We start from the raw sequence: 23,083 nt of genomic DNA on the forward strand, positions 1-23,083 counted from the left end.
GCCACGGCCGCCGGTTCGTGGCTGCCTCGCACATCCTGCCATGCCGGACACGGTAAATGGAGTCCGTGGCGATCACATTCGCGGGTGTTTCCCAGGGGACGTGGACGGATCCTGAAAAATGGGGATTTGGGCCGGGTGGGGCAGGGGGGATCGGTACCGTCGGGGGCATGGTGGTGAAGCTGATCTACGAGACGCACGCGACCAGTGTGGACAACGAGACGGGGGTCGCCACCGGCCGGCTGCCCGGCGAGTTGTCCGCGGCCGGTCGTGCGCAGGCCGCCGAGCTGGGGGAGCGGCGGCGCGGCGTGGACGTGGTCTACGCCTCTGACCTGCGGCGCGCCGTACAGACTGCGCAGATCGCGTTCGGCGGGGTGTGTGAGATCAGGCTGGACGCGCGGCTGCGGGAGTGTGACTACGGGATCTACAACGGCCGGCCGGTGAGCGAGGTGCACGCGCTGCGGCGCAGGCATGTCGACACGCCGTGGCCGGGCGGGCAGAGCTACCGGCACGTGGTGGGCGAGACCGCCGCCTTCCTGGAGGACGTCGCCAAGCGGTGGCAGGGCCGTACCGTGCTGGTCATCGCGCACTCGGCGAACCGGTTCGCGTTGCGGAACCTGTTCGAGGGGGTCCCGCTGGAGGAGCTGGTGGACGCCCCGTTCGACTGGCAGCCGGGCTGGGAGTACGACCTGGCCTGAGCGGGCGGGAGCCCTGCGCTCGGTCCCGGCGTGTACGACCCGGGCGCGTCGCGGTAGCCCGTTGTGGCCGGCCATCTCGTCCGCTCCCCGGCCTGCGGCGGTCCGGGCCCTCCCCGGCCTGCGGCGGTCCGGACACCAAGAACCCGTTATGGCGTGGTGCCGAACCCCGCGTTCCGGGTCAGCCAGTCGTAATAGACCCGGCTGCGTCGTACGGCCTCCATGTGGGTCTGTTTGGCCTGCACCCGCACCCACGCGGCGTCCAGCGCGGCTGGATGCCGGCCGAGGAGCTGCCGCCAGCGTAGCGGCGCGTTCTTCAGCGGCACCACGACCAGGCCGGGGGCGGGCCGGTGGGTGGCCTGGCAGAGCACCACCGCCCGGCCCACCCGCGCGAGGTGGAGGCAGGTCGCCACGTCGATCTCGTAGATCGTGCCGGGGGTGAAGCCGGCCCGCGCGCACGCCATGGCGAAGCAGTCGTTGAAGCAGCCGTCCCCCGGCGTGAGCGCCCAGTGCTCACCGGCGAGGTCCGCCAGCTCGACCTCCTTCTCCACGGCCAGCGGATGGTGGACGGCCAGCAGGACGAAGACCGGGTCGAGGCTGATCGTCTCCCACAGGAGCGTTCCCATGGGGGTGCCGCTGTCGCCGCACGCGCCGGTCAGCACGTAGTCGAGGCGGCCGAGCTCCACCATGGTCGTGAGCTCGTGCGCCGACCAGCTCGTGTAGGTGCTCACGCTCCGTTCGGCGGCGAGCCGGTCCACCAGTCCGCCGAGGATCGGCCCGTTCGTCGCGCCGATCCGGTAGCCGGGTGAGGGTGCGTGCGCGAACCGTACCGCCTCTTCCTGGAGTTCCTTGGCCGCGGGCAGGAGCACGCGGGCTCTGGCGAGCACCAGCTCGCCGAGGCGGGTGGGCCGGGCGCCGTGGCGGTCCCGCTCGAACAGGGCGCCGCCGAGCATTCTCTCGATGCGTTTGAGCTGGGAGGTCAGAGCCGGCTGCGCTAGCCCGAGCAGGGAAGCGGCCTTGCTGACGCTCCCAGCGTCCGCGACCGCGCGGACGATTCTGAGGTGCCGTAGCTCGAGGTCCATAACGGGACGGTAAAGCGGGTCAATCTCCCCGACAATGCCTATATGTCAGGAAATGTGACAGATATTGTTGCCAGGCTTCGGGGTAGGGGGCACGCATGACCACGATGGGAATTGATCCGGCCCAGCTCAGCGATGATGACTTGATCCGCGAGCTGCGGCACCTCCACGTGACCCGAACCGATACTTTCCTGCACGGTTCCGACGACGCACTGGCCACCCACACCTCCCGGACGAACGAACTGGAGAGCGAATACCTGCGCCGCAACCCCGACCGGGAGATCGACCCGAACAGGCTGCGGGAAGGGGCGAGGGCGCGCTGATGGACCCGCTGCACGACATCCAGGCGCTGTCCAACGTCGACATCCATGTGTACGAGGCGGTGGCGGGGGAGTCGGGCGAGTACGGCTGGGCCGGATTCAGCGCGCTGGTCCGGGCCACGGGCCTGACCGAGGACGAGGTACGGCAGAGCCTCCAGACGCTGATCGGCCATGGGTACGTGGTGCCGGCGGAGCAGGGCTACGGCCTGGGACCGCACACCTTCGGGGTCGAGCGCTGAGTGTCAGGTCGCCCCGGTTCCGGGGTCGAGCGCCGACAACGCGCTAGGACGGGCGTCTGTTGGGAAATGCGCTGAGTGTGCACTTGGACGCAGACTCACGAGCCGGGCCGCCGGAGAGAAGGCCGCACCGAAGAACGAGGTCGGGGACGGGCTGGGCACGATCCGGCTGTTCTACTCCCGCCACTGCGGCACCAACTGGGCGGAGGTCAGGGTCTCCCGGCGCGGCTCCGGTGAGATCACGGTCTTCACCGGTAGCAAGCGGCACTATCGCCCCGGCAGCGGCACCACCCCGAAGGCCTGCGGTTAGTCAGGCCAGGCTGATGCGTCCTGACATCAGGCGGGGGCACGGCCCGGTACCACGACGATGTGGTGCCGGGCCGTTCGCTCTGTGGTGTTGTCCAGAGTCGAAACGTACTGTCAAGGGGTGGATGTCGCAGACCTGACCCCCGCCCAGGCGCGGGAGCGCTTCCGTGGCGGCGAGCGGCGCCCCACCGCGGGCTGGTGCAGAGGATGGACGCAGGCCAACCTGATCGCGGTGCCGAAGGCGCTGGCGTACGAGCTGCTGCTGTTCGCGCACCGCAACGCGCAGGCGTGCCCGGTGCTCGACGTCGGCGAGGCGGGCGCGTTCCAGACCCGGCTGTTCCCCGGCGACCTGCGTACGGACCTGCCCGGCTACCGGGTCTACCGGGACGGGCGGCCGGTGGCAGACCGCGATGCGGTGGTGGCGGAGTGGCGCGAGGACCTGGTGCCGTTCCTCATCGGCTGCAGCTTCACCTTCGAGCAGGCGCTGCTGGCCGAGGGGGTGCCGGTGCGCCATCTGGAGCAGGGCTCGAACGTGCCGATGTACGTCACCGGCGTGCCGTGCGAGCCGTCGGGGGTGCTGTCGGGGCCGCTGGTGGTGTCGATGCGGCCGGTGCCGGAGCCGCTGGTGGCCACCGCGGTCGAGGTGAGCGGCCGCTATCCGATGGTGCACGGGGCGCCGGTGCACGTGGGCGACCCGGCCGAGCTGGGGATCGATGATCTGGCGCGGCCGGACTTCGGCGATCCGGTGGAGGTACGGGCGGGCGAGGTGCCGGTGTTCTGGGCGTGCGGGGTGACGCCGCAGGCGGCGATCATGGCCAGCGGGGTCGACTTCGCGATCGGCCACCTGCCCGGCCACATGGCGATCATCGACGCCCGTGACGACGACTATCGGGTGACATAGCGACGTCGCGGCCGGATGCCCGCCGCCGTGAGCTGCGCGTCCAGTGCCGGCGCTCCCGGCCGGTTGTCGATCTCCAGATGGGGTACGGCGGGCGGCTCGTGCACCTTGATGGCCGTCAGATAGTCCTCGAACGCCGCCAGCTTGCCCGCGTCCCGCGCCAGCCCTCTGGTCATCAGCCGCTCCCGTAGCGTGGGGCCGTCGGAGCGGACCCACAGCAGGCGCACCGGCGACCCGCCGAGCTCCGCCACCCAGCGCGCCCACCGGTCCGCCGCGTGGACCTGGCCGGTGAACGGGCCGTCGAGCAGCACCGGGCAGCCGTGCTCGCGGATCTGCCTGGCGGTCCTGGTCAGCCCGGCGTACTCGTGGACCTTGGCGTGCTCGTCGTACCACGGGCCTTCGCGCTCGCCGTGCGGCCTGCCGGACGCCCGGAGCAGTTCGCCGATGAGGTCGCCGTACAGCGTGTCCTTGTCGAGCAGGGCCGGCACCGGGGACAGGCGCGCGAGCAGCGCGGCCGCCACCGTGGACTTGCCCGCCCCCGGCGGGCCGCTGACCACCCACACGACACCCGGCCCGCTCATGTGATCAGTCTGCCGTACGCGGAATCGCGTACGCGTCCGCCGCGGCTGAGCGGACGACCGGGCGGCGGCGCGCGGCCAGACTCCTGCACATGCTGACCATGTTCGCCATGCTCGCCGGGGCGTTCCGGGTGCCGGAGCTCCGCAGGAAGCTGCTGTTCACCCTCGGACTGCTCGCGCTGTTCAGGTTCGGGCAGGTGCTGCCGTCGCCGGGGGTGGACGTGGTGGCGGTGCGCGAGTGCGTGGGGGCGGCGCGCGGCGGGGTGTTCGACATGGTGCAACTGCTCAGCGGGGGCGCGATGCTGCGGTTGTCGGTGTTCGCGCTGGGTGTGATGCCGTACATCACCGCCAGCATCGTCATGCAGTTGTCCTCGGTCATGGTGCCGAAGCTGGAGGCGCTGCGGAAGGAGGGGCAGTCCGGGCAGGCGAGGATCACGCAGTACACCCGCTACCTGACCGTGGCGCTGGCCGTGCTGAACGCCACCACGATCGTCGCGCTGGCCCGTGCCGGGCAACTGCTGCCGGGGTGCGCGCGGCCGCTGCTGCGTGACCAGAGCCTGGCGGCCGTGACCGTGCTGGTGCTGACCATGGTGGCGGGCACCTGCGTGGTCATGTGGATCGGCGAGCTCATCACCGACCGCGGGGTCGGCAACGGGATGTCGCTGCTGATGTTCACCCAGGTCGTGGCCGTCTTCCCGGCCTACATGGCGACCATGTTCGTGATGAGCCCGTTCGCCTTCGTGGTCATCCTGGTGTCGGGGGTGTTCCTGGTCGCGGCCGTGGTGTTCGTGGAGCAGGCGCAGCGGCGGGTGCCCGTGCAGTACGCCAAGCGGCTGGTCGGCCGCCGGATGTACGGCGGCAGCGGCACCTACATCCCGCTCAAGGTCAACCAGGCGGGGATCGTGCCGGTCATCTTCGCCACCTCGCTGCTCTACCTGCCGACGCTGGCCGCGCCGATGCTGGGGGAGGAGGCCGGCGGGTGGATCGCGCGCACGCTGACGTCCGGCTCGCACCCGCTCTACATGACGGCGTACGTCCTGCTCATCGTCGCGTTCACGTACTTCTACGTGTCCATCACGGTCAATCCCGCCGAGGTGGCCGACAACATCCGGAGGTACGGGGGCTTCGTGCCGGGGATCCGGCCGGGCAGGCCGACCGCGGAGTATCTCGCGTACATCCTGTCGCGGCTGACCGCGCCGGGGGCGTTCTACCTGGCGGCGCTGGCGCTGGTGCCGCTGGTGGCCTTCGCGATCCTCAGAGACCCTGGTACGCAGCAGAACTTCCCGTTCGGCGGCACCAGCGTGCTGATCATGGTGGGCGTGGGCCTGGACACCGTCAAGCAGATCGAGGCTCAGGTACGGCAGCGCTCCTACGAGGGGTTTCTCCGGCTCTGACCGGGGCTTCAGACGGCCAGCCCGGCCCGCATCGCGAACACGACGAGCTGCGCCCGGTCCCGGGCATGCAGTTTGACCATGGCCCGGCTGACGTGGGTGCGGACGGTGTCCGGGCTGATCACCAACTCCTTGGCGATCTCCTCGTTGGACTTGCCGGTGGCGACCCAGGCGACCAGCTCACGCTCGCGCGGCGTCAGCGTGTCCAGGCCCAGCACCGGCTCCGCTCCGTGCCGGCCGAACAGGCCGATGACCTTACGCGTGATCGCCGGAGACAGCAGCGCCTCGCCCGCCGCCACCACGCGCACCGCGTTGACCAGCTCCTCCGGGGCGCTGTCCTTGAGCAGGAAACCGCTCGCGCCCGCCTGGAGCGCGGTGAAGACGTACTCGTCCACGGCGAACGTGGTGACCACCACGATCCTGGTGGCGCTCAGCTCGGCGTCGGCCGCGATGGCCCGCAGGGTGGCCAGGCCGTCCATGCCGGGCATCCGAATGTCCAGCAGCAGCACGTCCGGGCGGGTTCGGCGGAGCAGGGCGAGGGCGCCCGCGCCGTCGGCGGCCTCGCCCACGTGCCGCAGGTCGGGCTCGCGCTCCAGCAGCGCCTTGAGCCCCATCCGCGCCACGGCCTGATCATCGGCCACGGCAACAGTGATCACGCGGACTCTTGGGGGAACTCGGACCTTTGGGGGAAGCGGGCCACGACCTGGAAGCCGCCGCCCTCACGTGGGCCGGCCGCGAACAGGCCTCCCACGCTCGTCACCCCGGCGCGCATCCCGGCGAGCCCGCGCCCGTCGGCGGCACCCGTCCAGCCCGTGCCCCGGTCGGCGACCTCCAGCACGAACGCGCACGGATCGTTGGCCACCCGCACCAGGGCCCTGGTCGGACCGGCGTGCCGCAGCACGTTGGTCAGCGACTCACGCACCACCCGGTAGACGGTCCCTTGCAGGTGGGCGGGGACGACCGGGCTCACCGGCTCCACGTCCACGGGCAGCCCGGCGGCCCGCACCCCGGCGATGAGACCGATCAGGTCCTCGCCCTCCCGGGGAGCTTCGCCGCCAGGAGCGCTGCCGCCGGGAGAGGCGCCGCCGGGGTCCAGGCGGTCGAGCGCGGCGCGCAGCTGGGTGAGCGTGGTGAGGCTGGTCCGCCTGATCGCCTGCAGCGACTCGCGGGCCTGCTCGGGATCGTCGTCCAGCGCCACCAGGGCGAGACCGGCCTGCAAGGCGATGGCCGCCAGCCCGTGACCCGCCGCGTCATGCACCTCACCGGCGAGCCGAGCCCGCACGTCCTCACCGGTTGTGGCCGCCACCGTGAGGCGTTGTGCCTTGGGGGCCGGGATGCCCCAGGTCTTCGACGGTGTCGCGCCCGCGAGTCGATGACGTACGGACTCCTCGGCGCTTCGCGCGGGCGGCGGGACGGCGTCGGCGGCGGCCGCCGCGGCGGCGCGGGCCTGGGCCAGGCCGCTGAAGGACCACGGGACGGCGAGCCAGCCGGCCCACACCAGCATGACGACGACCGGGACGTCCCCCAGCCGCGTCAGGCGCGACAGCACCCGTCCGCGGTCTCGCCCGTGCGTGCGCTGCCTCTTCATCCCTCACCCGGCCAGGATCATGTGGTCCGATCCTAGCCAGTCCCGGACGCGCCGACGCGGGGTCAGGCGGTGCCGGAGGTCAGCCAGCGCAGGGGGTTGGCGTTGGTCACGGTACGCAGGGTGCCGTCGTCGATCCCTGCCTCGCGCAGCTTGGGCAGCACCTCGCGGAACAGGTGCGCGTAGCCGGGCCCGTCGTACCTGCGCACCTGCGCCACCCGGCTCAGCCCGGTGCTGAGCAGCAGCCGGTCGGCGTACCCCTCCTCGATCAGGCTCAGCGCCACGGCGGTCGACCGCTCCACGCCGGCCGCGAGCGCGCCCACGCTCACGTACGCCCCCGCTTCGGCGATCTTGCGGGCCACGGCCGGGTCGGCGCCCGCGTACCCCACGGCCACCCGCGACCCCGGCAGCCCCTGTGCCAGCAGGATCTCCAGCAGGCCCAGCGCGTCCTGACCGTACGTCGCGACGGACAGCCGGGAGGCGAGCGAGGCGCGGGCGGCGGCGACCAGGGCGCGCTCCTCGGCGGGCGTGGCACTGGCGCCCCAGCACCCGACCTCGCCGATCACGCCGGGAAAGACGCCGGTGCCCTCCAGTCCGTCGGAGATGTCGGCCATCAGCCGGCCGGTGAGCGCGTCCACGTCCTGGTCGCGCAGGTCCGCGAACGGCTCGGTGAACAGGCCGGTGGCGGCGATCACCGGCACCCGGCCGGCCGCGGCGATGCGGGCCAGGGCGGTGGCGTCGCGGCCCATGCCGATGCACGTCAGGTCCACGATCAGGCCCAGCTCGTCGGACTGCCGCAGCTCGCGGAGCTCGGCGATGACGGTCTGCTCCTCGTCCAGCCAGCGGTAGGGGTCGGAATCGATCCCGGCGGCCCAGCGCATGTCGGTGCGCAGGTGCTCGTGGGGGAGTACGGGACCGCTGACGGTGGCCGCGCGGATGGGGCCGGTTACGGTACGAAGCATGACCTCGGGCATAGCAAACGATATCCGACGTTATTGGGAAGTTGCCTGATCAGGCAGATATTTTACCCTCTGAGCGTTTATTGGACGTGTACGCCATTGTCCGCGTTTGGACATCGGCGACAGATGCCTGACCCTTATCCTGGGTAATACACCGACTGTCCGGGGGGACCGTGCCGACGCATAAGCCCGAGACCGGCGACGCCGATCTCATCAAGGAAGAGGCGGCTGCCCACTCCGGCATGCCCGCACGTCGTTCGGGGCTGCACGGCAGGCTCGACGCCATCAGGGCGACGCGGGCGGGCGCGCTCACCCTGAAGATCGTCATCGGCGTGCTCGGCGGGCTCATGGTCGGGGGCGGCCTGATCATGGTGCCTTTCCCGGGGCCCGGCTGGCTGGTGGTCTTCGCCGGCCTGGCGGTGCTGGCCACCGAGTTCCACTGGGCGCACAAGCTCCTGGAGTTCGGCAAGCGAATGCTGCACGCCTGGACCGAGTGGTTCAAGCGGCAGGGCTGGACGATCCGCATCATCGTGGCCGTCGTGACCGTGGCCGCGGCCACGGCCATCGTCTACATCGGACTGCGCACCCTCGGCCTGGACGTGATCCAGATGGCGCAGCAGTACATCCGCAGATAGCGCCCCGGCCTACCCGGCTTACAGGTAGAGGCCGGTGCCGTGGTCGGTCTCCTGGGTGGCCACCGCGTGCAGGTCGCGCTCGCGCATCACCAGATAGACCTGCGCGTGCAACTCCACCTCATACTGCTCCTCGGGGTTGAGCAGCACCTTGTCGCCGACCTTGACCGAGCGCACGTTCGAGCCGACGCCGCAGATCTCGCCCCACGCCAGGCGGTTGGCCATCTTGACCGTCGCGGGAATGACGATCCCGGAGCCACTGCGCCGCTCCTCGGCCGCCTGCTCCAGCCGGATCATGACCCGGTCGTGCAGCATCTGAATCTCGAACTTGGGTGGTTGCACAGGCCCAAGTTTACGTACACCCTGACCACCACCGGTCCCGCACGCCTTTTCGGGCCCCTCACGCCACCGAGCCGGGCAACGGAACGCGCCGGATGAGCGTCACGGCAGGGCGAGCACCGCGAACACCGGGCGGTGATCGGTGCCCCGCAGCGGATGCACGCCGAACGCCCGCACACTCATGCGTTCGTCGGCCAGCACATGGTCGATGGCGACGCCGGGCAGCCGGCCTCCCTGCGGCCAGGTGGCCGTGAAGCCGTGCCCGGTCACGTCGGCGGCGTCACGGTAGCCGGTGGCGAGCAGCTCACGTACCAGCAGATGATCGAGCGTCGCATTGAAATCGCCCGCCAGCACCCGCAACGGCCCGCCCCCATCGCCCGCGTCGGGCAGCGCCCTCAGCCCTGATCTCCAGCACGGCTGCCTGGCATACAGCCGTAGCGCGCACGGGTGCACCGACACGACCTCTACGTCGGCCCCCGACGGGTGCCTGAGGGTGGCTCTGACCTGGCGGAACCCGCCGTGCTCGATGGCCTCGGCGGCGGTGAGCGGATGACGGGCGTACACGGCCGAACCGCCCGCCCCCCGCTTGGGGCGGGTCACCGCGTACGGCAACGCCGCACGCAGCCCCGCCGCGTCGAGGCGGGTCAGGGCGTCGGGGGTCAGCTCCTGCAGCGCCAGCACGTCCGGCCGCAGCCGCGCGACCAGCGTCACCAGCGCCGTCTCGTCCGCCGACCCCACCAGCAGGTTGGCCGCCAGCACCCGGAGCGTCCCGCCATCGGCGGACACCTGCTGCTGCCCGTCGGCGAATCCCCGGGGCAGCACCGTGCTCGCCAGCACCACCGTGGTGGCGAGCGCCACCACAGCCGCCACCCGCTGTCTCATCGCCGCCGCCAGCAGCAGCCCGGCCCCCGCCACGACCGCCGCGTACGGCGTGTACGCCACCAGCGGAGTCCACGGCCACACCGGCTCCCACCCCGAGACCCGCAGCACCGCCCACCCCGCGAACGGCGTCACCGCCCCCCAGACCAGCACCTTCCGCCAAGCCCGCATACGCACCTCCGACCTGTATCTCCACCAGAGCCCATCCGGGTTCACGCCTGTGCCGGTCCGCATTCACGTCCGTGATGGTCCAGGTCGCGGATCCGGGGGCGGGTCATGAGATGGTGTGGCCATGCGTGACGCCGAGACCAGGGTCCTCAACGCCATCGACGAGGCCGAGACCGTCAATCTGCTGGCCGAGACCGTCCGGGTGCCGAGCATCACGGGCAGCGACGCCGAGTCCGAGTTGCAGCACCACCTGGCCCGCCTGCTCACCGAGGCCGGCCTGGAGGTGGACGTATGGAAGCTCGACCTCGACGACCTCAGGCGGCGGGAGGGCTTCCCCGGTGGCGAGGCCCCGAGGGTGGAGGGTTACGGCCTGGTGGGCGTGACCGGCGGGGAGGGCGTCGCGGCGCTGGCGTTGCAGGGGCACGTGGACGTGGTGCCGACGGGTGACCTGGCCAAGTGGGAGGGCAGCGACCCGTTCGCCGCCCGCGTCTCCGGCGACGTCCTGCACGGCAGGGGCGCCTGTGACATGAAGGCCGGACTGGCCGCCAACCTGGCGGTGGTCCGCGCGATCCGGCGGGCCGGGGTGAAGCTGGCCAGGCCGCTGGCCGTGCACTGCGTGGTCAGCGAGGAGGACGGCGGGCTGGGCGCGTTCGGCACGCTGGCCAGGGGGCACACCGCCGAGGCGGCCGTCATCACCGAGCCGACCAGCGGCGCCGTCGTCACCGCCAACGCGGGCGCGCTGACGTTCCGGCTGGAGATCGCCGGGCGGGCCGCGCACGGTGGCGCCCGGCTGGAGGGTGTGAACGCCGTCGAGGTGTTCTGGCCGGTGTTCGAGGCGATCAGGCGCCTGGAGGCGGAGCGCAATCGCGATGTCCCGGCGGTCTTCGGTGACCTTTCGCTGCCGTACCCGATCGAGGTCGGCACCGTGCGGGCCGGTGACTGGGCGAGCACGGTGCCCGATCTGCTGGTCGCGGAGGGGCGCCTGGGGGTGCGGCTGGACGAGGACCCGGCTGAGGCGCGGGCGGCGTTCGAGGAGGCGGTGCTGTCGCTCACGCACCCGTGGCTGCGCGAGCACCCGCCCGTGGTGACGTGGCCGGGCGGGCAGTTCGCCAGCGGGCGGCTGCCGGCCGGGCATCCGCTGCTGGGCGAGGTCAGACGGGCCGTCGCGGACACCGGCGGCGCGGCACCCGCCGAGGCGGCCGCGCCGTACGGCAGCGACCTGCGGCTCTACGCGGCGGGCGGGATCCCGACCCTGCACTACGGGCCGGGTGACGTACGTTACGCGCACGCGCCCCGTGAGCAGGTGGAGTTGCGCGAGGTGCGTGAGGTGACCCGCGCCCTGGCCCTCCTGGCCGTCCGCCGCTGCGGCGCGTACTAGCCGGGCCCCCTGCGACGCTGTGGCGGTCCGGCGCTTACTGAGTCACCGCCCGGCCCGGCTACGACGCCGGGGTGCTCGCCACACCCTGCTCGGTGCGGAGGTTACGGAGTGTGCTGGAGGCGGTCGGGGGCTGGTCAGGCTGGGGAGGTGATTCGGCGGCGGCAGTGGGGGACGACCATCGGGGTGCCTGACTGCGGGTCGGGGATGATCTCGCAGCGCAGGTCGAAGACCTGCCGCACCAGGTCAGGGGTGACGACCTCGGCCGGATCGCCCTGCGCGACGATCTCGCCCTCGCGCATGACGATCAGGTGGGTGGCGTAGCGGCAGGCCTGGTTGAGGTCGTGCAGCACCGCGACCATCGTCCGGCCCGCCTCGTGCAGGTCGGCGCAGAGGTCGAGCACCTCGATCTGGTGGGAGATGTCGAGGAAGGTCGTCGGCTCGTCCAGCAGCAGGATCGGCGTCTCCTGAGCGAGCGCCATCGCCAGCCACACCCGCTGCCGCTGCCCGCCGGACAGCTCGTCCACGATCCGGTCGGCCAGCTCGGTCACGTGGGTGGCCCGCATCGCCTCCGCCACCGCCGTCTCGTCGGCCTTGGACCACTGACGCATCAGCCGCTGGTGCGGGTAGCGACCGCGGGACACCAGGTCGGCCACGGTGATCCCGTCGGGCACGATCGAGCTCTGCGGCAGCAGGCCGAGACGCCGGGCGACCTCCTTCGACGGCAGCGCGGTGATCACGCCGCCGTCCAGGTGCACCGCGCCGGACCTGGGCTTGAGCATCCTGGCCAGGGCCCGCAGCAGGGTGGACTTACCGCACGCGTTCGGGCCGATGATCACGGTGAAGGATCCGTCGGGGATGGCCACGCTCAGGTCGGTGGCGACCGTCCGCTTGTCGTAGGCGAGGGTGAGGTCGCCGGCCCACAGGCGGCTGCCGGGCGTCGGTACGGCCATCAGTGGCGGTCCTTTCGCAGGAGGAAGGCGAGGTAGGTGCCGCCGATGGCGGCGGTCAGCACGCCGACGGGCAACTGGGTCGGGGCGAGCAGGCGCTGGGCGAGCAGGTCGGAGACGGTCAGCAGCACAGCCCCCATGAGCGCCGAGGAGGCCAGGGTCACGCCCGGCGAGCGGGTGAGCCGCTGGGCGAGCTGCGGCGCGGCCAGCGCGACGAACACCACGGGCCCGGCGGCGGCCGTCGCCACCCCGCACAGCAGCACGCCCGACACGATGGCCGCGGCCCGCACCCGCTCGACGTTGATGCCCATGGCGCGGGCGGAGTCGTCGCCCATCTCGATCATCCGCAGCGGCCTGGCCACGGCCGCGCACACGGGCAGCAGCACCACCAGGGCCAGCGCCACCGGGATCGCGTGGTCCCAGCCGCGCCCGCTCAGGCTGCCGGTCAGCCAGGCCCCGGCGGTCGCCGCGTCGTTGATGTTGGCCCTGGTCAGCAGATAGGAGTTGGCGGACAGCAGCAGGGCGTTGACCCCGATGCCGACCAGCACCAGCCGGTAGCCCTGCACGCCGCGCCGGAAGGCCAGCGCGTAGACCAGCAGCGCGGTCACCACGCACCCGGTCAGCGCGCCGCCCGCGATGGTCAGGGCGGACCCGCCCGCGACCACGGCCAGGATGCCGCCGGTCGAGGCCCCGGCGGTGAAGCCGATGAAGTCGGGGCTGCCGAGGGGATTCCTGGTGAGACTCTGAAAGATCGCCCCGCTCACCCCGAAGGCCGCCCCCACCAGCAGCCCGGTGGCCACCCGGGGGGCGCGCAGCTTGCTGACGATGAGCTCGGCGACGGGCGTGCCCTGCCCGAACAGCGCGGTCAGGATGTCGGGGACGGAGACGAAGAACTCGCCGGTCGAGATCGCCGCCAGCGCCGCCGCGCAGGCGATGACCAGCAGCAGCGCGGTGACGGCGAGCGCGCGTGGCGCGACCCTCAAGGACCAGGGGCCCATGCGTACGTTCATAGCGCGGCCGGCCTCCTGCGCCTGGTCATCACGGTCATAGCGCGGCCAGCCTCCTGCGCCTGGTCATCAGGATGAAGACGGGCGCGCCGAGCACCGCGCACATGATGCCCACCTGCACCTCTCCCGGCCTGGCGATGAGCCGCCCGACCACGTCGGCGGCCAGCAGCAGCACAGGCGCCACCAGCGCGGAGTACGGCAGCACCCAGCGCTGGTCGTGACCCACCACCGCGCGCACGGCGTGCGGCACGGCCAGCCCGACGAACCACAGCGGGCCCGCGGCGGCCGTGGCCGCGCCGCACAGCAGCGTCACGGCCACCGCGGTCACCACCCTGGTGCGGTTGACCGCCACGCCCAGCGCCTTGCCGGCGTCGTCGCCCAGCGACAGCATGTTGAGCGGCCTGCCCACCAGCAGCCCCAGCACCAGCCCGGCGATCATGAAGGGGGCCAGCCGCATCAGGGTGTCGGCGGTCTGCCCGGCCAGCGAGCCCGCCAGCCAGAACCGCATCCGGTCGTACGTCTCGGTGTCCATGCGCAGGACGGCCGAACTCGCCGCGGTGAAGACCATGCCCACCGCGATGCCCGCCAGCGCCAGCCGTACCGGACCCGCGCCCGAGCGGCCGGAGGCGCCCAGCGAGTAGACCGCGACCGAGGCCAGCGCGGCGCCCGCGAAGGCGAACCACACGTAGACCGTCGGATCGGACAGGCCGAAGACGGCGAGCGCGAGGGTGACGCCGAGCGCCGCGCCCTCGTTGATGCCGAGCAGCCCGGGGTCGGCCAGCGGGTTGCGGGTCAGGCTCTGCATGAGCGCCCCGGCGAGCCCGAGCGACGCGCCGACCAGGATGCCGAGCAGCGTGCGCGGCACGCGGAGCTCACGGATCACGGTGTGGTCGCTGGAGGCGCCGGGGGCGAGGAACGCCTCCAGCACCGTGGACAGCGGCATCGCCCGCGCCCCCAGCGCCACGCTGGCCATCGCCACCAGCGCGAGCAGGCCCGCCGCCAGCACGAGACCGCCGACCAGAGCCGCCCGGCGCCCAAGGGGGTGCGCCGGGGCCGACGGGCCGGTGTCATCGGCGGAGACCGCCTGGGTGGCGGGCTCGATCTGCCGCACCGGACCCCCCTTTCGTCAAGGTCAGCTCAAGCGAGGCTAATGTAATGCCTCGGTACGAAGGCAAGCCTAACCTTAGGAGTTACACATGTCGGGACCGGTACTGGCTCGCAGGGGGTTCCTCGCGGCCACGGTCGGCCTCGCGGCCGCCCTCACCCTGTCGGCCTGCGGTGGCGGCGGCGCCACCCCGGCGGCCCCGGCGTCGTCGCCGGCCCCGGCGGCACAGACGTGGTCGTTCACCGACGACCGCGACAAGAAGCTCGACCTGCCCAAGGCACCCACGAGGATCGTCGCCCAGGTGGGCGCGGCGGCCGCGCTGTGGGACTTCGGCGTCCGCCCGGTCGGCGTGTTCGGCCCGCACAAGCTGGCCGACGGCGCCAAGGACCCGCAGGTCGGCAACGTCGACATCACCAAGGTCACGGGCCTGGGCAACGTCTGGGACGAGTTCAACGTCGAGCAGTACATCGCCCTGCAGCCCGAGCTGCTCGTCAGCAGCATGTACGAGAAGGGCACGCTCTGGTACGTCCCGGAGAAGTCCAAGGACACCATCGAGCAGGTCGCCCCCACCGCCGGCATCATGCTCACCGGCCGCACCGCGAGCCAGGTCATCGGTAAGTACGAGGAGCTGGCCAAGTCCCTCGGCGCCGACATGCGGGGCGTGCCCGAGGCCAAGGCGCGCATGGCGGCCGCGACCAAGGAGCTCGCCCAGTTCAAGGACATCAAGATCCTCATGGTGTCCGGCGGCGCCGACCAGATGTGGGTGGTGAACCCGCCCGAGTACGCCGACATCATGCACCTCACCGAGAACGGCCTGGACATCGTCAAGCCGGACAAGGTCGACGAGGGCGGCTTCTTCCAGACGCTGAGCTGGGAGAACGCCGACATGTACGACGCGGACGTGATCCTGTACGACACCCGCACGCAGGCGCTCACGCCCGAGGAGATGATGAAGAAGCCGACCTTCGCCAAGCTCCCCGCGGTCAAGGCCGGCCGGCTCTACCCGTGGCGCGCCGAGGCCCCCTTCAGCTACCAGGGCTACGCCGACTTCCTGGAGGAGCTGGTGACCAACCTGAAGAAGGCTAAAGAGCTGCTCTGACCTCGATGATCTCGGCGAGGGGGAACTCCAGGTAGTCGCCCGCCTCCTCGCACCAGGCCTCCAGCGCGCCGCCGCGCAGCTCCCCGTGGCTGATGGTGGCGGTCGTGCCGTCGGTCAGCTCGATGCCCGCCCGGACGCCCCGGTCGACGACGAAGCCGAGCAGTGACTGCTGGGCGGTCGGCAGCCGGACCGCCATCCTGCCGATGACGGCCCAGGTGCGTCCGGCCTGCCCGCCCGGAGACCGGCTGTCGGCGATCAGGCGGCGGGCGTGCTCCTGCGGGTCGGGCGTCGGCTCGGCGATCACGTAAGGGGGCTCGTCGGCGTCGGCGGGCTCGGGCAGCTCCGCCACCTGGCCGCCGGGCAGCAGGATGAGCTTGCCGCCCAGGGGCTGCTCGACGCGGGCGCTGCGGCGGATGGCGATCGCGCCGGTGTCGGCGACCGGCACCGGTGAGTAGCCGTGCTCGCGCAGCGCGGCCAGCGTGCGCTCGGCCGTGGCGGCGGCCACCAGCACGGTGGGGGCCAGCAGCCGCATCCCCAGCCTGGCCAGCCGGCGATGCCCGGCGATCTCGGCGAGCAGCGCCGGATCGGAGGCCTGCACGACGCAGCCCACGGTGGTCACCGTCACCTCGCCGTGCCTGCGGGCCACGTCGCGCACCAGGTATTCGAGCGGCTGCGGGATCGCGCCGACCCCGGACAGCTCGGTCAGCAGCTCGTCGGCGTCATAGCCGCGATCGAGCGCGCGGCGCACGCTCTCGGTGGTGAACCGCCACACCGACGCCGCGCCCCGTGACTCCCGCTCGGCCACCCGGTCCAGCAGCCACGCCAGCTCGGCCGACGGCGGTCCGGTCACCACCGCGGTCAGGTCCGGGCCGAACAGGGCACTCCTGCGGACGCTGGCCAGCGCCCTCGTCGAGGCCTCCACCAGCAGCGGATCGTGCTCCACCAGCGGCACGTGATCGTCGCTCTCGCCACCGGCCTGGTCGGACAGCCCCGCCAGCGCCCGGCCGAGGTCGGTGAGCGCGTCGTTGGCCAGCAGGCCGAGCAGCCGCGCCTCGTCGATCACCGCTGAGGCGCACTCGGCGAGCAGGTCGCGGTCGAGCAGCGGGGCGTGCCAGTGCACGTTGCCCGCCAGGGCCGCGCGGTCGGCGAAGGCCGTACCGGAAGGAAGGTGCAGCAGGACGGAGAGCACCGCGCGGCGGATGCGGGCGACGGCGGCGCCGCTCTGGTCGTCGCCGAGCACGGTGCCGTATTTGCCGTCGGACCTGCGCAGCGACGAGCGCTCCATGCGCCACCAGGCCGACAGCAGCACCCGCAACCGGGCCGAGCCCTCGTCCAGCCGCCAGCGGTCGAACCGCTCGGTGGGCACCATGCCGCCGGACGGCTCGTCCCACGCGAGCAGCCTGGCCACCGCGCAGATCTCCAGCAGCAGGCGGGTCTCGTCCTCGTCGCAGCCGGTCTCCTTGGCCACCCTGCGCACCTCGCGTACGCCGACGCCACCGGACTTGAGCAGCGGCAGCGGCGTCTTGGAGGTGTTGTCCAGCAGGGCCGCGCACCGCTCCACGACGTGCGGCGCGGCCAGCGTCATCAGGTGGTCGACCTCTTCGGGGTCGACCGGGATGGTGGCCACCTCGGGCGGCCGCGGCGCGAACGGCGGGTGGTAGCCGGGTCCGCGCAGGCAGAGCGCCACCTCCCTGGGCATCTCCGCCACGTTCCAGCTCGGCCGGTAGAGCAGGCCGTGGTCGGCCGACCACTTCTCCGGCGTGCCGTGGGTGACGAACCTGGTCCCGTCGACGTCGCGTACGGGGCCCTCCCAGGCGAAGGCGTCGAGCAGGTCGCGCGAGCCGCCGGGGGCGTGGGCCAGCAGCGTCCGCAGCCGGTCGGGGTCGCCGAGCGCCTCGGTCACCCGGGTGACCGTGCGGCGCTTGTTGGTGTGCGGGGGCAGGCCGAGGCTGCGGGCCAGGGCGCGCAGCGTGTCGCCGCTGATGGTCCAGGAGTTGAGGTAGTGGTCGAGCGGCTCGCCCAGGCCGAGCGGCGCGGTCCACCACCGGGAGACGGCCTCGGCCAGGTGGATCAGGCCGTCACCGGCCGGCCAGGCGAGCGCGTGGTCGTAGAGGTGGTCGAGCCAGGGGCGCAGCTCCTCGACTGGGGCGCCGAGGAAGCCGGCCAGCTTGTCGGCGGTCGCCTCGTGGGTGACCAGACAGGCCTCGGCGAGCTGCAGGCAGGGCAGCGGGAGCCGCCGCAGCGCCTCCAGCGCGGCCACGCCGTTGCTCAGCCGCTGGGCCAGGGTGTCGAGCCGCCGTGGCCACGGTGCGGCGATGGCGTCGGGACGGTTCGCCAGGATGCGGCAGAGCCGGTCTTCGTCGAGGGTTCGTAGCCAGCCGAGCAGGTGATCGTCCATCGGTCAGCACTCTCATGGGGTCGCGCGTGGAACTCACCGTGAGCCATGACCATCCACGGTAATGCAGATCACTCCGGCTGGCAGAGGACTGCCCAGACGATCTTCCCGTAGGGCGAGAGCGCGGACCAGCCCCACCGAAGGCTTAACGAGTCGACGATGTGGAGACCCAGGCCGCCGGTGTCAAGGGGGCCAGGGTATCTCAGCACCGGTACGGAGGTGCCGGGATCGGTGAACGCGCTGGTCACCAGTGATCCATGACGCACCAGGGACATGTGGACGGGGCGATGGCAGCGGGGCTCCTCCAGGCGCAGGCCGTGGCGCAGCGCGTTGGTGGCCAGCTCCGAGACCACCAGCTCCATGTTGTCGGCGAGCTCGGTGAGTCCCCACGCGGTCAGCGCCCCGGAGGCGAAGCAGCGGGCGGAGTGGATGGAAGAGGCGACCGGGGGGAGCACGAATGTGGCGCTGGCGGAAGGGCCGGACATCAGCAGATCGCGCGCCGCGTCCGGCCACCAGCCGACCGGGGGCCACCAGTCGAACGTGGTCCATTGGCCGAGCGCCGTGGTGGAGTGCACGTGATCATTCTGCGACAAACTCTCGTGCACTTGCAAGAGCGAATGCACGTGCAGAGGCATCTTGCAGCCGCTACGGTATGGCCATCAAAAGGTCAATCGGTGGGAAAGGGGATCTTGGCCGCGGCCCATGATCTTTCGGCCGTGAAGTGACAGACTGTGTGGCAAGGAAACGACCAAGGAGCACCACGTGTCCATCGATCCGCCCGGCTCTGGCTCGACCGTCCGGCGCATCATGCTCGGTGCGAGCCTACGGCGGTTGCGTGAGGGCAGCGGGCTCACCCGCGACCAGGCCGGATTCCACATCCGTGCCTCCGAGTCCAAGATCAGCCGGATGGAGCTCGGCCGCGTCGGATTCAAGACACGTGATGTCGAGGACCTGCTCACGCTGTACGGCGTCGACGACAACGCCGAACGCCGAGCCCTGCTGGAGATGGTCCGTGAGGCCAACACTCCCGGGTGGTGGCACAAGTACTCGGCGGAGTTGCCGACCTGGTTCTCCACCTACGTGGGCCTGGAGGAGGCGGCGAGCCTGATCCGGACCTATGAGGTGCAGTTCGTGCCCGGCCTCCTGCAGACGGCCGCGTACGCGCGGGCCGTGTACCAACTCGGCAATCCCGACCTTTCGCCCGAGAAGATCGAGCGCCGCGTGCATCTGCGCATGCAGCGGCAGGAGCGTTTCACCCAGAAGGACGGCCCGCGTCTGTGGGCGGTCATCGACGAGGCGACGCTCAAACGGACCATCGGCGGCCAGAAGGTCATGGCCGAGCAGCTCCAGCATTTGCTGGCAGTCGCCGCCCTTCCCAACATCACCATTCAGGTGATGCCCTTCAAGTTCGGCATGCACGCCGCTGAAGGTGGCGCGTTCAGCATCTTGCGGTTTCCCGAGTCCGACCTGTCGGACGTTGTCTACGTCGAACAGCTCTGGGGTGCCCTGTACCTGGACAAACGTGAGGATATCGACCCGTACCTCACTGCAATGGAGCAGTTGTGCGTGGAGAGCACCACGCCAGGGGGCACCGTCGAGCTCATCGGCGGCCTTCTCAGAAAGATGTAGATGAACCAGACCTATAACGGCATGCCTGCGGCCGACCTGACCCAGGTGGCCTGGCGCAAGAGTCGCTACAGCAACTCGCAGGGCAACTGCGTCGAGCTTGCGGAGCTCCCCGACGGTGGGGTCGCGGTGCGCAACTCCCGCTACCCCGACGGCCCTGCCCTGATCTACACCCGCGACGAGATCCGGGCGCTGGTGCTCGGGGTGAAGGACGGAGAGTTTGACGCTCTGCTGGTGTAACACGCTGTTAACCCCCGGCACGCCCGCTTAACGAGGGCGCGCCGGGGGCGTAACGGGCGGACCTATCCGCCCGTGGAGGATGAGGTCATGCTCGACCAGATGACCCTTTATCCGATCGCCGACGACGTGCTGTTCGCACCCGGCGGCAAGGTCGTGATCCGCACGTACGGTGTCGCGCCGGCGCTCGCGGACGGCGGCTCGGTCTCCTATCGCACCTGGGTGACCGGAATCCGGGACCAGCCGCGTTACTGGCAGTGGGGGCACTTCGAGGACGCCACGCACGGGCACCGCCGTGTCCTGGAGTGGCTGACCGGCCGGGGGCCGCAGCCCGCTCAAGCCCTGTCCTGACCGTGTTACGCTCCTGACCGAGCAACCGCTTGGTCGAGGAGGCGTGGTGCGGCGCGGAATCCACCTGCTGGAGGAGGTCGACTTCAGGCCCATGAACTCGCGGCGTCCGCTGGAGTACCTGACCTGGCTGACCCGTTACAAGCGCGAGGACGAGACCAGGACGGCGCCCGAACTCACCTCCGGCATGTCCATCCGCTCCCGCGACATCGACCTGGCCGGCGCCTTCTACGCCGTCGGCATCACCGGCCACCCCCAGTTCAAGGTGGTCACCCTGTGGGAGTGCCACGGCGGATGGGACGGCGGCTGGCGGCAGATGATGGACATCTACCGCGGCGTGGACCAGCGGCTGTTCCTGTCCGACATCGACGATCTGCGCCACTCGGCCTTCTCGCGGCCGCTCGGCGCCGTGGCCGGCAGCCCGCCGCTCACTCAGGTGCCGCCCGCCGAGTTCTACCTGTTCGAGAGCGCCAGGGTACGGCCCGGCGCCGCCCTGGACTACCTGGCGGCCGTCCGCGCCGAACGCGCCCCGCTGCTGGCCGAGCACGGACACCGGCTGGCCGGCCTGTACGAGGTGCTGTTCACCGACAACGAGGCCGTCACCCTCTGGGGTGTCTCCCTCGACGACCATCTGGCCACCCAGCGGGCCCGCGACGCCGCCCTCGGCCTGGACGACGAGGCCACGGCCGACCCCCGGCTGCTCGCCTGGGGCAGACGTGCCCGCGACTTCCTCGACGGCCCCTGGCGGGAGACCCTTCTCGCCCCCTTCCCCGGCAGCCGTCTGGCGCCGGAGCGCGCATCGGGTTAGCGTCATGGTCGCGGAGGCAGCCATGACTGACGCGTACCTCTCCAACGGGCACGGCGCCGACGGCCACGTCGGCTCCTGCCCGCACTGCCGTGCGGCCATCACCTTCCTCGACGGCCCCGACCCCGCAGCCGTGGCACCGCCGCGGCTGCGTGCGGCCGTGCTGACCAGGGCCCGGCGCCGCAGGGCGCCCGCCGAGAAGGGCGTCGCCGAAGTGGCGGTGCCCTACGCCGAGCAGGTCGCGCTCCTGGACGAGCTGCTCGCGGGGCTGACCACGCGGCAGTGGGGCGCCCCGGTCGCCAGGCACCGCACCGTACGCCGCATGATCGAGCACCTGGCCGCCAACGACGGGCCGGTGGCCTGGTTCCTCGGCGTGCGCGCCCCGGAGCCCGATCCGGTCTACCCCCGCTGGCGCGAGCAGGCCGGATCACTGCTGCAGCGCGTCTCGGCGACGACGGGCGCGCTCCTCGGCGCGGAGGTGGAGCTGGCCGGCGCCAAGCCGGTACGCGGGTCGCTGCGCCACGCGCTGATCCAGCGGACGTTCGAGACCTGGACGCACGCCGACGACGTCCGGCAGGCGCTCGGCCGCCCGGCTCAGCCGCCGCCGCCCGACCACCTGCGGATGATCGCCGAGTTCGGGCTGGCCATGCTGCCCCGGGCGATCAGGAAGTCGCGCCGCGACGTGTCGGCCACGTTCGTGCTGACCGGTCCGGGCGGCGGGTCGTGGACGGTCCCGCTCTCGCCCGCCTCGGAGCGGGTGACGGCGGTGGTGTCGGCGGACGCGGTCGACTTCTGCCGGCTGCTGGCCGACCGGTGGGAGCCGGGCTGCTTCCCGTACGCGGCGGAAGGTGATCCCGCTTTCGCCCGCGAGCTGCTCCGCGCCGCCGCCACGCTGGGCTGTGACTGATGGGCTGTGATTGATGGACGACGACGCGGAGCTGTCGGCGCGGCTGGTCGCGGGCGATCTCGACGCCCTGCGCGCCGCCTACGACGAGCACAGCGCCTCCGTCTACGGCGTGGCGGTCCGGGTGACCCGCGACGAAGGGCTCGCCGGGGAGGTCACCCAGGAGGTGTTCGTGGCCTTATGGGAGCGACCGCTGTCCTACGACCCTCGCCTCGGCCCCCTGCGCGACTGGCTGACCGGCCGAGCGCTGCACGAGGCGGCCTTACGGGTCAGGGTCGGTTGAGCGGGGCGTTCCAGGCCGCGATCACCGGCTCGCCGTGCTCGAAGGCGAGCCGCGAGTAGGTGCCCGTGTCCAGCTTGAAGTAGCGGCCGTCCTGCGGCGGCAGGTCCAGCCAGCGGGCGGTCAGCACGCGCAGCAGGTGACCGTGCGCCACCAGCGCCACCCGCCCAGGCACCCTCCTAGCCTTGGCGATCACCCGGTCGACGCGCGCGCCCACCTCCTCGGCGCTCTCGCCCGGATGGGCGGCGTCACCCCGGATCACGCCGTCACGCCACAGGTACCACCCCGGCCGGGTCTGCCTGATCTCGGGTGTGGTGATGCCCTCGTAGCCGCCGTAGTCCCACTCCCACAGGTCCGGGTCCACCTCGAAGCCGCTCAGCCCGGCCAGCTCCGCCGTGCGGCTCGCGCGCTGGGCGGGAGAGACCAGCACCAGATCGAACGGGCGCTCCTTGATCAACGGTGCCAGCGCGCGCGCCTGCTCCTCCCCATGCGCCGTCAGCGGCACGTCGGTCAGGCCGGTGTGCCTGCCCGACCTGCTCCATTCGGTCTCACCATGTCTCAGCAGCACCATCTCGTCCATGCGTCCATCATGGTGCACGGTTGACCTCAACTCAGCTTGAGGTAACAGGGTGGAGCGATGCACGCCATCCTGCTTCACTCTTACGGCCCTCCCGGCAACCTCCGACCCGAGACCGTCCCTGACCCGGTGCCCGGTCCCGGCCAGGCCCGCATCGCCGTGCACTTCATCGAGACCGTCTGAGATTTCCTGTGCTTACCCATGCCCGTGTGGGTTGAGTGTGCCGGGTGGCGTAGCGTGGCGGGAGCCAGTTCCGTACTCGGTGAGTGGGAGTACGGGGCTGGCTTTCGCTTTGTGGAAGCCGGTCCGGTGG

28 protein-coding genes are annotated in these 23,083 nt (G+C 71.7%); 15 read left to right on the forward strand and 13 right to left on the reverse strand.

Features of this window, described 5'->3' with window-relative positions; translation table 11 throughout:
- Positions 1-167: 167 nt before the first annotated feature.
- Positions 168-695 (forward strand): histidine phosphatase family protein, encoded by a 528-nt coding sequence (locus IEY87_RS43765; protein WP_189144802.1) that lies wholly within the window; start codon positions 168-170, stop codon positions 693-695.
- Between the two features lie 146 nt (positions 696-841).
- On the opposite strand, the gene IEY87_RS43770 is transcribed toward IEY87_RS43765, so the two are convergent.
- Positions 842-1,774: a LysR family transcriptional regulator gene (locus IEY87_RS43770; RefSeq protein ID WP_189144803.1), complete on the reverse strand. Its 933-nt coding sequence runs from the start codon at positions 1,772-1,774 to the stop codon at positions 842-844.
- A gap of 95 nt (positions 1,775-1,869) precedes the next feature.
- Between IEY87_RS43770 and IEY87_RS43775 the strand changes: the two genes are divergently transcribed.
- The 3 genes from IEY87_RS43775 (at position 1,870) to IEY87_RS43785 (ending at position 3,534) form a co-directional block, all read left to right on the forward strand.
- Positions 1,870-2,094, forward strand: coding sequence for a DUF6158 family protein (locus IEY87_RS43775; protein ID WP_189144804.1), 225 nt, complete (start codon positions 1,870-1,872; stop codon positions 2,092-2,094).
- Positions 2,094-2,330 (forward strand): IclR family transcriptional regulator, encoded by a 237-nt coding sequence (locus tag IEY87_RS43780; RefSeq protein ID WP_189144805.1) that lies wholly within the window; start codon positions 2,094-2,096, stop codon positions 2,328-2,330. The genes IEY87_RS43775 and IEY87_RS43780 overlap by 1 nt, the downstream gene beginning before the upstream one ends.
- Positions 2,331-2,754: 424 nt before the next feature.
- Positions 2,755-3,534, forward strand: a complete 780-nt coding sequence (locus tag IEY87_RS43785; protein ID WP_225277004.1) for a putative hydro-lyase — start codon at positions 2,755-2,757, stop codon at positions 3,532-3,534.
- Here IEY87_RS43785 and IEY87_RS43790 read toward each other — a convergent pair.
- A complete protein-coding gene (locus IEY87_RS43790) occupies positions 3,519-4,112 on the reverse strand; it encodes a P-loop nucleotide/nucleoside kinase family protein (protein ID WP_189144807.1) in 594 nt (197 codons plus the stop codon). The genes IEY87_RS43785 and IEY87_RS43790 overlap by 16 nt on opposite strands.
- A gap of 98 nt (positions 4,113-4,210) precedes the next feature.
- On the opposite strand from IEY87_RS43790, the gene secY reads away from it, so the two are divergent.
- On the forward strand, positions 4,211-5,503 hold the full coding sequence (gene secY / locus IEY87_RS43795; protein ID WP_372462243.1) for a preprotein translocase subunit SecY: 1,293 nt from the start codon (positions 4,211-4,213) through the stop codon (positions 5,501-5,503).
- 8 nt (positions 5,504-5,511) lie between these two features.
- On the opposite strand, the gene IEY87_RS43800 is transcribed toward secY, so the two are convergent.
- From IEY87_RS43800 to IEY87_RS43810, 3 genes are all read right to left on the reverse strand, one after another.
- A complete protein-coding gene (locus IEY87_RS43800) occupies positions 5,512-6,156 on the reverse strand; it encodes a response regulator (RefSeq protein WP_189144809.1) in 645 nt (214 codons plus the stop codon).
- Positions 6,153-7,088 carry a sensor histidine kinase gene (locus IEY87_RS43805; protein ID WP_189144810.1) on the reverse strand — a complete coding sequence of 312 codons (936 nt, stop codon included), beginning with the start codon at positions 7,086-7,088 and terminating at the stop codon, positions 6,153-6,155. The genes IEY87_RS43800 and IEY87_RS43805 overlap by 4 nt, the downstream gene beginning before the upstream one ends.
- 62 nt (positions 7,089-7,150) lie before the next feature.
- Positions 7,151-8,047, reverse strand: a complete 897-nt coding sequence (locus IEY87_RS43810; protein WP_225277003.1) for a phosphotriesterase family protein — start codon at positions 8,045-8,047, stop codon at positions 7,151-7,153.
- 170 nt (positions 8,048-8,217) lie between these two features.
- Between IEY87_RS43810 and IEY87_RS43815 the strand changes: the two genes are divergently transcribed.
- Positions 8,218-8,679: a TIGR02611 family protein gene (locus tag IEY87_RS43815; protein ID WP_225277002.1), complete on the forward strand. Its 462-nt coding sequence runs from the start codon at positions 8,218-8,220 to the stop codon at positions 8,677-8,679.
- An 18-nt stretch (positions 8,680-8,697) separates the two neighbouring features.
- Here IEY87_RS43815 and IEY87_RS43820 read toward each other — a convergent pair whose 3' ends face one another.
- Complete coding sequence (locus tag IEY87_RS43820) at positions 8,698-9,018, reverse strand: GroES family chaperonin (protein WP_189144812.1); 321 nt, start codon at positions 9,016-9,018, stop codon at positions 8,698-8,700.
- A gap of 99 nt (positions 9,019-9,117) precedes the next feature.
- A complete protein-coding gene (locus tag IEY87_RS43825) occupies positions 9,118-10,065 on the reverse strand; it encodes an endonuclease/exonuclease/phosphatase family protein (RefSeq protein WP_189144813.1) in 948 nt (315 codons plus the stop codon).
- Positions 10,066-10,186: 121 nt separating this feature from the next.
- Here IEY87_RS43825 and IEY87_RS43830 point away from each other — a divergent pair, with 121 nt between their 5' ends.
- Positions 10,187-11,440 (forward strand): ArgE/DapE family deacylase, encoded by a 1,254-nt coding sequence (locus IEY87_RS43830; RefSeq protein WP_189144814.1) that lies wholly within the window; start codon positions 10,187-10,189, stop codon positions 11,438-11,440.
- Between the two features lie 134 nt (positions 11,441-11,574).
- Here IEY87_RS43830 and IEY87_RS43835 read toward each other — a convergent pair whose 3' ends face one another.
- From IEY87_RS43835 to IEY87_RS43845, 3 genes are read right to left on the reverse strand one after another with little or no spacing between them, the layout of a single operon-like run.
- Positions 11,575-12,390 (reverse strand): ABC transporter ATP-binding protein, encoded by an 816-nt coding sequence (locus IEY87_RS43835; protein WP_189144815.1) that lies wholly within the window; start codon positions 12,388-12,390, stop codon positions 11,575-11,577.
- Positions 12,390-13,397, reverse strand: a complete 1,008-nt coding sequence (locus IEY87_RS43840; RefSeq protein WP_189144816.1) for a FecCD family ABC transporter permease — start codon at positions 13,395-13,397, stop codon at positions 12,390-12,392. The genes IEY87_RS43835 and IEY87_RS43840 overlap by 1 nt, the downstream gene beginning before the upstream one ends.
- A 34-nt stretch (positions 13,398-13,431) precedes the next feature.
- Positions 13,432-14,505 carry a FecCD family ABC transporter permease gene (locus IEY87_RS43845; RefSeq protein WP_225277001.1) on the reverse strand — a complete coding sequence of 358 codons (1,074 nt, stop codon included), beginning with the start codon at positions 14,503-14,505 and terminating at the stop codon, positions 13,432-13,434.
- An 85-nt stretch (positions 14,506-14,590) separates the two neighbouring features.
- Between IEY87_RS43845 and IEY87_RS43850 the strand changes: the two genes are divergently transcribed.
- The gene (locus IEY87_RS43850) at positions 14,591-15,598 is read left to right on the forward strand and encodes an ABC transporter substrate-binding protein (protein WP_189144817.1); all 1,008 of its coding nucleotides are present in this window, start codon (positions 14,591-14,593) and stop codon (positions 15,596-15,598) included.
- Here IEY87_RS43850 and IEY87_RS43855 read toward each other — a convergent pair.
- Positions 15,582-17,996 (reverse strand): helicase-associated domain-containing protein, encoded by a 2,415-nt coding sequence (locus tag IEY87_RS43855; protein ID WP_189144818.1) that lies wholly within the window; start codon positions 17,994-17,996, stop codon positions 15,582-15,584. The genes IEY87_RS43850 and IEY87_RS43855 overlap by 17 nt on opposite strands.
- A gap of 68 nt (positions 17,997-18,064) precedes the next feature.
- A complete protein-coding gene (locus IEY87_RS43860) occupies positions 18,065-18,568 on the reverse strand; it encodes an ATP-binding protein (protein ID WP_225277000.1) in 504 nt (167 codons plus the stop codon).
- A gap of 187 nt (positions 18,569-18,755) precedes the next feature.
- On the opposite strand from IEY87_RS43860, the gene IEY87_RS43865 reads away from it, so the two are divergent.
- From IEY87_RS43865 to IEY87_RS43890, 6 genes are all read left to right on the forward strand, one after another.
- A complete protein-coding gene (locus IEY87_RS43865) occupies positions 18,756-19,622 on the forward strand; it encodes a Sco1979 family transcriptional regulator (protein ID WP_189144820.1) in 867 nt (288 codons plus the stop codon).
- Positions 19,623-19,859 (forward strand): DUF397 domain-containing protein, encoded by a 237-nt coding sequence (locus tag IEY87_RS43870; RefSeq protein ID WP_189144821.1) that lies wholly within the window; start codon positions 19,623-19,625, stop codon positions 19,857-19,859.
- A gap of 87 nt (positions 19,860-19,946) precedes the next feature.
- Positions 19,947-20,207, forward strand: a complete 261-nt coding sequence (locus tag IEY87_RS43875) for a hypothetical protein (protein WP_189144822.1) — start codon at positions 19,947-19,949, stop codon at positions 20,205-20,207.
- 46 nt (positions 20,208-20,253) lie between these two features.
- Positions 20,254-21,012, forward strand: a complete 759-nt coding sequence (locus tag IEY87_RS43880; RefSeq protein ID WP_189144823.1) for a hypothetical protein — start codon at positions 20,254-20,256, stop codon at positions 21,010-21,012.
- Positions 21,013-21,034: 22 nt separating this feature from the next.
- Positions 21,035-21,916, forward strand: a complete 882-nt coding sequence (locus tag IEY87_RS43885; protein ID WP_189144824.1) for a maleylpyruvate isomerase family mycothiol-dependent enzyme — start codon at positions 21,035-21,037, stop codon at positions 21,914-21,916.
- Between the two features lie 13 nt (positions 21,917-21,929).
- Positions 21,930-22,196: an RNA polymerase sigma factor gene (locus tag IEY87_RS43890; protein WP_189144825.1), complete on the forward strand. Its 267-nt coding sequence runs from the start codon at positions 21,930-21,932 to the stop codon at positions 22,194-22,196.
- Here the strand turns inward: IEY87_RS43890 and IEY87_RS43895 are convergent.
- Complete coding sequence (locus IEY87_RS43895) at positions 22,183-22,773, reverse strand: histidine phosphatase family protein (protein ID WP_189144826.1); 591 nt, start codon at positions 22,771-22,773, stop codon at positions 22,183-22,185. The two genes, IEY87_RS43890 and IEY87_RS43895, sit on opposite strands and share 14 nt — an antisense overlap.
- A 57-nt stretch (positions 22,774-22,830) precedes the next feature.
- Here IEY87_RS43895 and IEY87_RS46910 point away from each other — a divergent pair, with 57 nt between their 5' ends.
- Complete coding sequence (locus IEY87_RS46910; RefSeq protein WP_263651524.1) at positions 22,831-22,953, forward strand: hypothetical protein; 123 nt, start codon at positions 22,831-22,833, stop codon at positions 22,951-22,953.
- The last annotated feature ends 130 nt before the right edge of the window (positions 22,954-23,083 follow it).

The organism is Nonomuraea glycinis (assembly GCF_014646515.1).
GTDB classification, from domain to species: domain Bacteria; phylum Actinomycetota; class Actinomycetes; order Streptosporangiales; family Streptosporangiaceae; genus Nonomuraea; species Nonomuraea glycinis.